General features: G+C 36.3%; 14 protein-coding genes and 1 other annotated feature. Of the genes, 2 read left to right on the top strand and 12 right to left on the bottom strand.

Annotated features, from left to right (window positions below; all coding sequences use genetic code 11):
* Positions 1 to 2: 2 nt before the first annotated feature.
* From AC1DIT_RS01485 to AC1DIT_RS01460, 6 genes are all read right to left on the bottom strand, one after another.
* Positions 3 to 167: a hypothetical protein gene (locus AC1DIT_RS01485; RefSeq protein ID WP_016112422.1), complete on the bottom strand. Its 165-nt coding sequence runs from the start codon at positions 165 to 167 to the stop codon at positions 3 to 5.
* A gap of 79 nt (positions 168 to 246) precedes the next feature.
* The gene (locus AC1DIT_RS01480) at positions 247 to 1,419 is read right to left on the bottom strand and encodes an MFS transporter (RefSeq protein ID WP_033670897.1); all 1,173 of its coding nucleotides are present in this window, start codon (positions 1,417 to 1,419) and stop codon (positions 247 to 249) included.
* 164 nt (positions 1,420 to 1,583) lie between these two features.
* Entirely contained in the window at positions 1,584 to 2,897 is a 1,314-nt protein-coding gene (locus tag AC1DIT_RS01475) for an APC family permease (protein ID WP_016112424.1), read from the bottom strand.
* 65 nt (positions 2,898 to 2,962) lie between these two features.
* Positions 2,963 to 3,198, bottom strand: a binding site (T-box leader).
* Positions 3,199 to 3,583: 385 nt separating this feature from the next.
* Positions 3,584 to 4,390 (bottom strand): hypothetical protein, encoded by an 807-nt coding sequence (locus AC1DIT_RS01470; RefSeq protein ID WP_016112425.1) that lies wholly within the window; start codon positions 4,388 to 4,390, stop codon positions 3,584 to 3,586.
* A gap of 309 nt (positions 4,391 to 4,699) precedes the next feature.
* Positions 4,700 to 5,482, bottom strand: a complete 783-nt coding sequence (locus AC1DIT_RS01465) for a membrane protein insertase YidC (RefSeq protein WP_016112426.1) — start codon at positions 5,480 to 5,482, stop codon at positions 4,700 to 4,702.
* Positions 5,483 to 5,510: 28 nt separating this feature from the next.
* Positions 5,511 to 5,795, bottom strand: coding sequence for a hypothetical protein (locus tag AC1DIT_RS01460; RefSeq protein ID WP_016112427.1), 285 nt, complete (start codon positions 5,793 to 5,795; stop codon positions 5,511 to 5,513).
* Between the two features lie 275 nt (positions 5,796 to 6,070).
* Here AC1DIT_RS01460 and AC1DIT_RS01455 point away from each other — a divergent pair, with 275 nt between their 5' ends.
* Positions 6,071 to 6,964 (top strand): YitT family protein, encoded by an 894-nt coding sequence (locus tag AC1DIT_RS01455; protein WP_476998021.1) that lies wholly within the window; start codon positions 6,071 to 6,073, stop codon positions 6,962 to 6,964.
* Positions 6,965 to 7,211: 247 nt separating this feature from the next.
* On the opposite strand, the gene AC1DIT_RS01450 is transcribed toward AC1DIT_RS01455, so the two are convergent.
* Complete coding sequence (locus tag AC1DIT_RS01450) at positions 7,212 to 7,481, bottom strand: hypothetical protein (protein ID WP_016112429.1); 270 nt, start codon at positions 7,479 to 7,481, stop codon at positions 7,212 to 7,214.
* Between the two features lie 419 nt (positions 7,482 to 7,900).
* Here AC1DIT_RS01450 and AC1DIT_RS01445 point away from each other — a divergent pair, with 419 nt between their 5' ends.
* Positions 7,901 to 8,287 (top strand): DUF3938 domain-containing protein, encoded by a 387-nt coding sequence (locus tag AC1DIT_RS01445; protein WP_016112430.1) that lies wholly within the window; start codon positions 7,901 to 7,903, stop codon positions 8,285 to 8,287.
* Positions 8,288 to 8,353: 66 nt separating this feature from the next.
* On the opposite strand, the gene AC1DIT_RS01440 is transcribed toward AC1DIT_RS01445, so the two are convergent.
* Genes AC1DIT_RS01440 through AC1DIT_RS01420 form a run of 5 tightly spaced genes read right to left on the bottom strand, consistent with a single transcriptional unit; the run spans position 8,354 to position 12,818 of the window.
* On the bottom strand, positions 8,354 to 9,790 hold the full coding sequence (locus tag AC1DIT_RS01440) for a sensor histidine kinase (protein WP_016112431.1): 1,437 nt from the start codon (positions 9,788 to 9,790) through the stop codon (positions 8,354 to 8,356).
* Positions 9,784 to 10,476 (bottom strand): response regulator transcription factor, encoded by a 693-nt coding sequence (locus AC1DIT_RS01435; protein WP_016112432.1) that lies wholly within the window; start codon positions 10,474 to 10,476, stop codon positions 9,784 to 9,786. Before AC1DIT_RS01435 ends, AC1DIT_RS01440 begins: the two co-directional genes overlap by 7 nt.
* A 14-nt stretch (positions 10,477 to 10,490) precedes the next feature.
* Positions 10,491 to 11,261, bottom strand: coding sequence for an ABC transporter permease (locus AC1DIT_RS01430; RefSeq protein WP_016112433.1), 771 nt, complete (start codon positions 11,259 to 11,261; stop codon positions 10,491 to 10,493).
* A 10-nt stretch (positions 11,262 to 11,271) separates the two neighbouring features.
* On the bottom strand, positions 11,272 to 12,093 hold the full coding sequence (locus AC1DIT_RS01425; RefSeq protein WP_016112434.1) for an ABC transporter permease: 822 nt from the start codon (positions 12,091 to 12,093) through the stop codon (positions 11,272 to 11,274).
* The gene (locus tag AC1DIT_RS01420) at positions 12,090 to 12,818 is read right to left on the bottom strand and encodes an ABC transporter ATP-binding protein (protein ID WP_016112435.1); all 729 of its coding nucleotides are present in this window, start codon (positions 12,816 to 12,818) and stop codon (positions 12,090 to 12,092) included. The genes AC1DIT_RS01425 and AC1DIT_RS01420 overlap by 4 nt, the downstream gene beginning before the upstream one ends.
* Between the last annotated feature and the right edge of the window lie 340 nt (positions 12,819 to 13,158).

The raw sequence follows: 13,158 nt of genomic DNA, 5'->3' as shown, positions 1-13,158 counted from the left end.
TTTTAATTTTGCTTTTTTATTTCAGTTAATAACTCAATAATCTTCTCATTTTGCTGAACCTGTTTCTCAGAATTATGGTAGAGGAAGCGAATCCATCGTAGTACAAAAGCAATCAGAAAAACTGGTAACACCATCGCAAAAAAGCCAATCGCCGATTCGAAATCCATATACCATCACTCCTCTCCCTGTACCCTTCTATATCAAAATGGTAAATCCTTCAATTCACTTCAAACAAAAAAGAATCTATCAAACGATAGATTCCTTCTTTGCCACATGAGTAGATTGTCCTCTCGTAATCGAGAAAGTCGCACAAAGCAGTGCTAAAATCACAAAGCCCCCGCCTATCCATGCATTATATATAACCGACGATTGTTCAATAACAACTCCGCCTACCGTTGAACCAAGTGCAATACCTAAATGAAGTGCTGAATTATTTAAGCTTTGCTGAATACCAGCTGATTCCGGTGCAATTTCAATTAAATAATTTTGCTGCGCTGGTGAAATTGCCCAGCTTAACATACTCCAAAGTCCCATCATGATAATAAATAACGGGAATGAGAATGTCATCATCGGTAAGATAAAGATGGCACATGCAAAGACGATAATAATGGAGATAATACTTTTCTTCGATCCCCACTTATCTGCAAGCCAACCACCAAATCCGCCGCCGATTACTGCTGCGATTCCGAAAATAAAGTAAAATACGCTAATCCAGTTTGCTTCAACATGCATCACATCTTTTAAAAACGGTGTTAAATATGCGTATAGTGTTAAATGTCCTGTTAAAAATAAGAATGATGTTAACTGCGCACTCACAATCTTTTTATTTTTCAAAGTAGCAATTTGTTCTCTGACAGACAATACAGCTACTGGTGGAACTTTTGTTAAAAATAAAGAAATACTAGCAATTGCTATAACTGTTAATACCGAAATTAAAACAAACGGTGCACGCCATCCGTATGCATTCCCAAGCACAAGCCCAAGTGGTACACCTAGTACAAGCGAGCCACTAATCCCCATAAAAATAATTCCGATTGCACGCGCACGAAAATGCGGCTCTACCACACTAGAAGCTAACGTTACCGACAATGCAATAATAAGCGAGCCACTTGCTGCACAAATGACCCTTGAGAACATGAGCATCCCGTAATTCAAACTAAATGCTGAAATGATATTACCAATTAAGAAAATAGATAATGCCTCAATATATAATGTTTTACGCTCAACTTTTCCTGTTACCGCTAATAAAATTGGCCCTGAAAGAGCAAATACAACTGAGAATATTGTAATAAGTTGACCCGCTGCACTGATAGATACACCTAAATCATTGGCCACTAAATCGAGCGTTCCTCCGATAATTAGTTCAACCGTCCCGACTACGAATGCCGCAATCGCTAAAATATATACACGAAAATTCAAGTTTTTCCCCACACTTTCCCTCGTCCGCTTTTGGTTACTACAACTATAGTAACCAAAATAACACTTGCAATCAAGTATAAATTCTCCCGCATACACCTGGAAATTTTCCACAAGCAAAAAAAGCAGACATATCATATGCCCACTCTTTTCACTATCCCTATTCTTTAAGACTGTGTTTCTTTTTTCTTATTTAAATACCAGTACACTGGTAGTCCTGTAAATACCATTCCGATTGATAAGAAACAGCTTTTCCAATCATTAATAATCGCACTTCCAATTACAAATAGTGATCCTAAAATTGCAATGATTGGTACGATTGGAAACAGTGGTACACTGTATGCACGCTCTTTCCCGCTATTACGTTTCCGTAAAATGAAGACACCAATAAATGTCATCACATAGAAAATGTAAATAATAAATACGGAAATCTCAGATAGCTTATTTGGATCGCTAATAATCATTAAAATAATCCCTAATATAATTTCAAATGTGATTGCATTTGCTGGCGTTTTAAATTTCTCATGCGCCTTGGCAATAAACTTAGAAAATGGAAGTTGCCCACGTTCTGCCATCGACATTGGAATACGCGGGAATGTTAAAATCTTTCCGTTTAAGCATCCAAAAATAGAAATGATAATACCGATACTAATGATTTTCCCACCATATTCTCCAAGCAACATACTTGCTGCTGTCGCTGTCGCGTTTTCACCAAGATCTACGATTTTCGCCGCTGGTAATACTTTCAGTAGAGCTAAGTTAATTAATACGTAAGCAGCTGTTACAATTAAAATCCCCACTGTCATCGCCTTTGGTAACAACTTTGTTGGATTCTTCATTTCACCGCCGATAGAAGCAAGTAAAATCCAGCCATCGTAAGCAAATAACGTTGCTAAAATTGCCATTCCAATACTTTGGTTTTCTGATAATGGTACAACTACATTAAAGATATCGCTATTCCCTTTCCAAAAACCTAACACAACAATTAATATAATTGGAATCATCTTTCCGAATGTCGTAATTGTTTGGACAATCCCCCCATACTTCGTTCCCATACTATTAACAACACCAAGGAACACAACTGTTCCAATTGCAATTGGTAAATTCCATAATTTATCTAAATAGAAAAAGTTAATCATTAAAGAGCTAAAATACAAACCTAATGTTCCAATAATAGCTGGGCCGTATACAATTGTTTGCATCCAGCCGGATAAATACCCCCAAAAGCTCCCATAAATCTCCTCTAAATACGTGTACAATCCACCATTTTTCGGAATTTGCGCTCCAATTTCAGCTACAGTTAAACCACTAGCTAACGTTAACAAGCCACCTACTACCCAAGCGAGAATTGCCATATTCGAACTCCCTGAGTAATCTAATACGCTTCCTGGCTTCATAAATACACCAGACCCAATAATAGTCCCTACAACGATAGATAGTGCTACAGTTAAACCAATTTTGTTTTTCTCATCATGATGCATGCTGCGTATCCTCCTTCCAATTCTAGTGTGATGCAAAAATAAAATAAAAAAACACTCCTCCCTAAAAAAGGGACGAGTGTTGTATTCGTGGTTCCACCCTTGTTTCATCAGTAAAATAACATACTTCACCAATTTCTCAAGTCTAGATAACGGTGTTTGCCGGCAAGCAATTACTAATTGTTCGTTCACTGCTGCAGTTCAGAGGTGGTAATCTATTTTTCCGTATTAGGAAGCTCACAGCCAAAGACTTCCCTCTCTGAGAATCGTAAAAAATCGATCGTGTCCTCATCATCACTTCTTGATGTCGAATTTTGTAGTTAATGTTCATTATATTGAATTTTTCAAAAAAATCAAGAATGTTTTTTATCATATGAACAATTTTTCTTCTTAAAATTTTCTACAAGCTTCATAAACGCTCATTCCATAATTATTTTAAAACTTTTTTAATCCTAATATAATAATCCCCATCTATATTCCTCGTATGGTGCCCTACTGCCCAATGCGGAATAAATTCTTTCTGGTATAGAAATCATTTACATAATGAAAAAGGCCAAACTTCTCCAGTGGGAGAAGTTTGGCCTCAAATAAATCCTATACACAGTCTCTTTCATTTCACCATCCGAAAGACCGTTCTATTAAAAGTCTTCGTATCTTCTGTATTTTAATCAATTATTCGCTTGCTCCCATTAATCCTTGATTGGAAATTTAACGTTAAGCTCTGCTAATTGCTCTTTTGCCTTTTTCATAATAGCTTTCGCTTTTTCCTTTGTCGCACCATCAAGGTTTGCAAACATTTCTTCTCGTTTCCCTTTTTCAGGAAGCTTCACACCTAGTTCTGCCAATTTCTCTTTTGCTTGTTCATGAGTTAATGTTCCTGCTTTTTTCTGCTTCATAATCGCTTTCGCTTTTTCTTTCGTCGCCTGATCAAGGTTAGCAAACATTTCTCCTCGCTTACCCTTTTCAGGAAGATTTACACCTAATTCTGCTAATTGCTCTTTTGCTTGTTCATGAGTTAATGTTCCTGCTTTTTCTTTCTCCATAATCGCTTTCGCTTTTTCTTTCGCCTGATCATCCAAGTTAGCAAACATCTCTTCTCGTTTCCCTTTTTTAGGAAGCTTCACACCTAGCTCAGCCAATTTCTCTTTTACTTGTTCATGTGTTAATGTACCAGACTTTTTCTGCTCCATGATTGCTTTTACCTTTTCTTTTGCCTGATCATCCAGGTTAGCAAACATTTCTCCTCGTTTCCCTTTTTCAGGAAGTTTCACACCTAGTTCTGCTAATTGCTTTTTCGATTCCTGCATGATCGTTTGCACTTTTTGTTTCGTTGCTTCATCCAAGTTTTGATACGAAGTCCCTTTCTTAGTTTGTTCTGTGGCTTGTGTAGAATTGTCTGTGCTAGTTGCAGCAAAAGCAGGGATACCTGCCCCTCCCATAATTCCTAGTGATAAAGCTCCTGCAGCTACTACATACCCAATTGTTTTCTTCTTCATATGAAAATTCCTCCTTCATTTCATATCAAATAACGTTCTAAAACTTGTACACCTTCGTATACAATTCACATAGTAAATTGGTTTTCTTAATTTTTCCTTAACCATTAGATAAAGTGAAACTTTAATCAGTGGGGGTTTTCTTCATCCCCACTGATTATCAGCCCTCACCAATCGGGCTTTTACGGACAGTTGATCCCTCACCTATCTTCCTCGTTTCTCTCTGAATCTTGAGGTGGGGATCTTACTGCCCGTTAATGCGGGACAAACTTCAACAAATCAATAAAAGCCGCTCAATTGAGCGGCTTTCTTCTATGCATTTTGTAATTGTCCTTCTTCGCGTTCCATCACTTTTCTAAGCACAATCATTTGTAGCATTGTAAATATGTTACCTGTAATCCAATACACGACAAGTCCTGATGGTGCGGCAAATCCCATAAATAAAATCATCGCCGGCATCATAAATTGCTGCATTTTGAGCATTGGAACCTGCTCCCCAGCCTGTGCATTCGACTGCATAATTTTCATTTGAATAAACGTGGTTAGCGCTGCAATAATCGGTAAAATATGATACGGATCTGCATGTCCTAAGTTTACCCATAAAAATGAAGATGTACGAATCTCTTCAGTACGACTAATCGCATAATACAATGCTGAGAAAATCGGCATTTGTATAAAGATTGGCCAGCACCCAGCAAGTGGATTCCAACCGCCTGTTTTCATTAGTTCTGACATTTCTTTTTGATATTGTTTTTGCTTTTCAATATCTTTGCTTACATTACCATGCTTTTCTTTCAACTTCTGTATCTGTGGCTGCATTTTTTTCATTTTCATTTGACTACGATATTGCGCAACAGCTAATGGAATCATCGCTGAGCGAATCACAAGCGTAATGATAATAATTGCAATACCGAAGCTTCCGCCAGGTACATGATGAGCAACAAATTGAAGCATGAGCGAGATTGGATAAACAAAATAGTGATCCCAAACCCCCGTACTATGTGCATCAATTGGTGCCGTACTGCTACAACCAGATAAAACAAAAACAAATAATAATGATAAACTAACGAGCACAGCTCGGTATGATTTTAACATGCTTATTCCTCCAATGTTTCGTAATTAGTTAGCGAAACATTGGTGTATACGGACCGACCTCGTCACTCTCTCCACTCGATTCTTGTCTGCGAACCGAACGAACCATTCCATATTTATAGAAGATAGAGAAAAGCAGGATATTCCCTATACGCGCTTCACATGTATCAACTATTGCGAAAGCTTTTTGTCTACCGCTTGATGCTTGTTGGCGTACAAAGCGAGAAACATTAGCGAGAAAATAGACTTCTAATAAACAGAATGCTGTCGTTACAAAAGTTATATATAGAATTGCATCTTGCAATAAAAATTCCATCGCTTCACATCCTTAATAAGCTCATTTTAGCACATTCTCCAAACGTTCTCTATTTCCTTTTATTTTCAAATAAATGTTTTGCATATTTTCTCACAAAAATGATACAGAAAACCATTGTATTCGCTTTCTTTAGTATATTCACACATATAACTGAATAGGTTTAATTTTTTAGAAATTTATAAAATTTTTGTATTATAATAAAACGGTTGCCAGTTTTTGAAAAAAGCATTATTCTCTTCTTGTAATCAAAAATGAATATGGAGATGAAACATACTATGGGTCAATTAGGAGACGCCGATTACGTTCCCGACACCGCCTTTTTATCCTTCCCAGCAGCTAGAACATTTCATTTGGAATTTATGATACAGTTRRTTGTTATTTTTATAGCTTCCACTTTGTATGCTATTTCAATGAATATGTTTTTTATCCCGCATAATATGATTAGCGGTGGTTTCGCTGGTGTAGGGATGATTATCGGTTATTTAATGCACTATAATATCGGTGCACTTATCTTTTTATTAAACATCCCACTACTTGTTCTAAGTCATTTTTACTTAGGAAAGAAAACTACTTTCTTAACAGCTTACTTCGTGGCAGTATCATCTGTAGCCATGAACATTATTCCCGTACATCAAGTTTCAGAGGACATTTTACTTTCTTCTGTATTTGGTGGAGTCATCTGTGGTGCAGCCTCAGGGATTATATTCCGATTTGCTTCTTCAACAGGTGGTTTTGATGTTGTTGGATTGATTGTAGCGAAATATAAAGACATTTCGATTGGTGCTATTATTTTTGGCTTCAACTTACTCTTACTTGTTGTCGCTGGCTTTATTTTCGGATGGGATATTACACTGTACACGTTAATTAGCCGTTTTGTTGTTAGTAAGGTAATCGATGCTGTGCATACAAAACACATTAAATTAACGATAATGACAATTACAGAAAAAGGCGAGGAAATGAAAAGCGCACTACTGCATCACGGCATACGTGGTGTAACGATGATAGACGCTGTCGGCGGCTATACCAACCATAAGAAAAAAATGATTTACACTGTCGTAACTCGTTACGAATTAGGAGAAATCAAGCGTATCATTCGTCATGTAGACAATCATGCGTTTATGAATATTACAGAAACCGTTGAAATCGTTGGACGTTTCAAACGAATATAAGAAGACGCAAGGAATTACAATTCCTTGCGTCTTTATTTATCTAATTACCAATGACAGGAATGTTAGTTCATATAAAGTGAAACTTTAATCAGTGGGGGTTTTCTTCATCCCCCACTGATTATTAGCCCTCACCAATCGGGCTTTTACGGACAGTTCATCTCCCACCTAACTTCTTTGCTTTCGCTGAATTCTGAGGTGGGAGTGTTACTGTCCGTTAATGCGGGATAAATTACTTATGCCAGCTAAATTACGATGTATAAGTATTCGTTCCATTCAATAGTCTTTGATTGTAATTATGAGCAGCAATTGCTCCCCAAACCATACAAATAAAATGGGTAACAAAAAGCCCTATACCAAATGTTACAATACCAACAATTAACTCAATAATAATCATAATAATTGCACCAATAATTGTTGAATACAACATTCCAAAAGAACCGAACAAAAACGTTAATACTAAAGAAACCCCTATACTTTTCGTAGGTGTAACTATGATATGCTGCTTTTGTGACCCCATCTAATGTCCTCCTTTTAAATTAACTAAAAATTCAATTAAATTAATTGTACAATAAAATGGAATATTAATCCATGTAATATATTTTTTAAAATTATTTTACACTTATTACAAAATCAGATAATTCTATTATTATTAAGCTAAATATGTTATAATACAATAAGACTCACAAAAAAGAATGTATAGCCTTGGGAGTTTCTCTTACTTTATAAGCAAAAAGAAACGAGAAGTCGGGTATATCTCAGGCAAGTTTACGTAATAACGAATCATTTTCACATCACACAAGAAACGGTTGAAAAAGGCCGATTATCTTAGTCATTCTTCATTACTCTAAAAAAGATGCGTACAACTAAAATTCACTTCTATTACTATACCTACCTTTTTGACTTCCAAATCCTCTTATTACATAAGGAGATGAACATATGAATCAACGTATACGGTACATGGTAGCTGTCCTGTTTGCTCTTATCGGTGGCATGATTTGCTTCTGGACAAACATTCAGCTTGGAGAACATATCATTTTTAATGGAATCGAATCACTTGTAAGCGCTTCAATATTAGGCGGATACATTTTCTTCCTCTTTAATCCAGAAGAAAATGCTCAAAAAACAATGTTATTAACAATGATCGGAATCGTTGGAGGATGTATTTCCTTCTCAATGACGAATTACACATTACCATTACAATTAAGCTCAGCTTTCTTCCACGGTCTTTGGACTTGGTTTATCGCATTTTGCTTAGCAGATGTATTTAACCTATTACAAGATCCAGAAGAAGAGACTGGACGCGGAGTCGAGAGCAACTCTTAATAGAAAAGAGGATAGAAGATTAATCTTCTATCCTCTTTTTTCAATATATCGGCGCTTCGAAATATCTCAAGCACTCGGAATCCGAAACCATACATGTGCTCCCCCACATACTGAACTATTTTCCGCAAATATATTTCCGCCATGCTTCTCTACAATCGACTTCGCAATATATAATCCCAGCCCAGAATGTTCTTTACTACTTGATCGTGATTTGTCCTCCTGATAAAAGCGCCGGAATACTTTTTGTACGTCTCCAGGTTGAAAACCAGTTCCTGAATCGTACACATGAAACTGGAATCCGTCATGCTGCACACTTACTTTTACTAGTATCTTGCCTTCCTCTGGCGTAAAACGCACACCATTCATCACGATATTATCCATCACTTGACTGATTCTCTCTTGATCAAACACAAGTGAATATATAGCATCATCATTCTCAAACATAACGTCCCATTCTATTTCTTTCTTCTTAGCAATATACTCATATTCTTCAATCTTCTTGCTGAAAAAACTCTGTAAGTTTACTTCATTTAATAACAATTGAAATGAAAAACTCTCTAGCTGATTTACTGTATTGAACTCCCCAAGAAGCTTCGCCATCCGATTTGTATTCCGCTCAATCGTATGTAAATAGCGCTCCAGTAATTCTTCATTTTTCCATAGGCCACTCTGCAGTCCTTCTGTGTGCCCTTGTACAATTGTTAATGGTGTTTTCAAATCATGAGAAATTGCTCTTACATATTCTCTCCGTTCTTCTTCTAGTTCCCATTGGCGAGATAGGCTATCGGCTAATGCTGCACGCATATTTTCAAACGACATAACTAACTCACCTATCTCGTTTTTCGCTCTATATTCCAAGCGGAAATCTAGATCACGCGCTTCAATTCTTTTTGAAGCGTCTACTAGCTCTTTCATTGGTCTGGATAATCTTTTTCCAATTCGATGAGAAACAATATAAGATAACAAACTAACATATACAAAAGGAGACCCAAGTACAAATATAACAAATAAGGCAATCCAACCATTCGCATAAGAAACATCTAACGTATAGTTAAGCCCTAATGCACCTTTCAACTCTCCATCAGCATTCAGAAGTGGCGTATAATAAGTCGTATTTTTATCTATGCCTTCTACATGTAAACTTATATTTAGATTATTAGCTAGTGGATTATTTTGACTTATTACCCGTCTTGTATATGTTCCATACTGCTTATTTCCTTTTACGTCAATTACTTGATATGTAATCCCTTCTCTTGGAATTAACTTCTCCAATTCTTGTTGCTCTTCTTTATCTAATAAACGCTCTCCTTTTTTGCCTGCATACTCTTGAATCATTGGGATCTTTTTTTCGTAGTAATTAGCCGGGTGCATCAATTGCTCTCCACTCTTCTGCCACCAATATACAAATGCCCCAAGCGTTGCGATGGATAAAAGGATGCTACCCGCTATTATAGTAATGAATCCAACAATTAACTGTTTTTTTATTGAGAGCTTTTCTAGCATAACTTTACACTCCACTTATACCCAATTCCCCACACCGTCTGAATATACGTACGCTCCCGGTCATACATACTAAGTTTCGTCCGTATCTTCTTCATATGCTCAACAACAGTAGACACATCACTTTCATTATCGTAACCCCAAATTTTCTCAAAGAGCTGCTCCTTCGTTAACACTTGTCCAGAATGAAGTGCCAGCATCTTTACGACCTCGAATTCCTTCTTTGTAAAATGAATCGTTTGATTTTCTACTGAGACTTCATAACTCTGCAAATCAATTAAGATGTTTCCATAACGAAGAGCATGTTTCTCAGACGGCTCTTGTAAATCTGTAGCACGGCGTAAATTAGCAATGATTCGCGCTTTTAGTTCCTTTAAACTAAATGGCTTACTAATATAATCATCCCCACCAATCATCAATCCCTCAATACGGGATTGCTCTCTGCTATCAGCACTTACAAATAGAATCGGGCAAGTTTGCTGCTCTCGAATCTTCATGCACACTTCAAATCCATTCATATCAGGGAGCATGACATCGAGCAAAACTAAACTTACCTCATCATCTAGTTGGCTTAATGCTTCCTTCCCCTCTAAAGCTGTTCGCACGTGATACCCTTCCATAGCAAGACTATCTGCAATAAACGTTAAAATATCTTCTTCATCATCAACAACTAAAATTGTACCTGCCATGGTCATTCTCCCCTTTACTCATACAAATCTTTTGTCCGCCACGTTATAAAACTTAAAAGCATACAAACTACTAAAATTGTACCATTCACAAGGTAGAATATGGAATCTCTATCACTTAAAATACGAATTACTTCTTGACCCGCCGCTATAAAATAAGAAAAACTGTCATGAATATAGAGCGTCCCAAACATGATTCCAATTGTCATAAAGAAAGAAAGTACTACATTTGGCATCCATAAACTTACGAAACTCGCTAGCATTAAACTCGTAGCGGTAATGAATACTAAAATCCCGTAGAATTTTAATGTATATAAAAGAGCTTCTGCTGCATTATATTTGATATCTTGATGTAAAAATGTTGTATACTCGGCTGACGAAACAAATAATTTACCGTATATATAACTTACGACAAACATAAGAAATAAAAGTAAAAATACAACAACAATTTGAGTAAGACATTTAGCCACTAACAATTTCCCTCTCTTAATGGGTCTTATACAAACGAGACGATAGGAACCAGATGACCGCTCTCCATTAAAACTATCAATAAATAAAATGGGAAAGATTAATAATGATAAAATGATATATAGTTCTTTCCCTAAAGCAACTTGAAAATTCAATTGACTTATTGGTGCCGAGGCACCATCTGGATTGTAAATTGCGACTCCCCAATGTTGTATAGAGAGACAATCTATAAGTAACAAAACAAAAAAAACACCACATATTACCACTGTCTTTTTCCGAGAAAAAAACCTTTCAAATTCACTTATCATTAACTGCTTCATTCCAATCACCTCACACAAAATGATCTTTCTTCCCTACGACGTAAAACGTAATAAAATTAGAAATAGCGATATAAACGCTTAATACTCCTAAACAAAGATAAATAAAATTTCCTTTTCCTATAAGCGATAATGCAATTCCCTCATACTGTAAATTTACAATTGATGAATAACGTACAAATACTACCTGCCTAGTCGGCACAAAATGCTGCATAATTTCTGGAACCCCTAAAGAAAGAATAATAAAACCGATACCAAATGCAATTGCACTCGTTGTAGATTTACTAAGTACTGTAAGCATCATAAAGATACTAATTACACAAACCATCATTACATAGGCCACACCGTAATATTTCAGTGTATAAAGAAAAACTTCCATCCCGCTACTAGTTGGCTGTTCATAATAAAAAAGAAAAATGTTTGGATTAAAATTAAAACATAAATAACCAATTACATAGCTACAAGTGAAATACACAAGAAAAAACAAAGCCATCATAAGAAACATAGTAATCATTTTCCCAAGTAAAATTTGCCGATACGTATAGGCACGCTGCAATACCATTCTCATTTGCCCGCTATGATATTCATGAGAAATCATAAGAGCCATTGTAACAAGCAAAATAAGATTAAATGCACTAATTAGCATTTCTGCTAAACCCATAACGGGAAATGTATTGGAATACGTATAATCTACAGCTGTTTTTGCAATAGCTTGATTATGTCCGATATAATACTTTGCTGAAGCAAATAACATCACCGGTATTCCCGCAAAACAAAGCCACGTCACCTTCTTCGCCCAAAGTCGCTCCCATTCAGAGCGCACTAGCCTCATCATGAGCTCATCATCTCCACAAAGATATCTTCTAGATCCTTACTATTCCCTTTTAGTTCTTCCGTCGTCCCCCGCCAAATGAGCGCTCCTTCTCGAATCATCACCCATGAATCGCACATAAGCTCAAGTTCACGAATGAGATGGCTTGAAATAAAAAAGGTAATTCCTTTATCACGCTGTAAATCGAGCACAATCTTTCGAAGTTGTTTAATCCCAACTGGATCTAATCCGTTGGAAGGTTCATCCAAAATAATAAAATCTGGATCCCCAAGAAGTGCCTGTGCAATTCCTAATCGTTGTTTCATTCCTAATGAATAAGTGCCTACCTTATCATCGGCACGATTTTCTAACCCAACAATTTTTAACACTTGTTCAACTTTTCGCTCTAAGTTTTCTCCCCCAGAGTTCATTGTGATTCTACCCAAGTTTCGTAAATTTTTCCGCCCAGACATATAAGGAAAGAAAATTGGAGATTCTACAATCGCGCCAACATACTGAAGTGCTTCTTCACGATTTTTTTGTACACTAACACCGTTAATTAGGACCTCTCCTTCATTTGGTTTAATCAAACCCATAATTGTCCGAATCAATGTCGTTTTCCCTGAACCATTTGGGCCAACAAAGCCACAAATCTCATTTTTATAAACAGAAAAAGATAGATGATTTAATAAACTTCTCCCTTTCACCCGTTTCGTTACATTTTTTACTTCTAGCACCGCTTTTTTCATCTTAATCGCCTCCTTGCTTCTAGAATAGGAGGTAAAAATAAACAATTTATAAACAAATAAGAGGAAGCTGCATTTTTTTTGCAGCTTCCTCTTTCCCTAGTAATGATGTATTCATATTAAGAAGTACTATATAATATATTTAAAATACATAATATACGAGGTGAAATATGGAGGGAAAATCGATTTTTCCTTATCTTCTCATCAAACTTTCAGCAACTAAAACAGGAACATATTATATTGTAGTTACTGGTGACAACCTTACAGGTAAAATAAAAGCAAAATGGAAAATACACTAAAAAGCGTAAGCGGCTCGCTCAGAATGTGAGGGGGATGGATTTCA

It is taken from the genome of Bacillus sp. 05T22 (assembly GCF_056396765.1).
The sequence above is the reverse complement of the archived record's forward strand: the minus strand, read 5'-3'. Positions and strand labels throughout refer to the sequence as shown.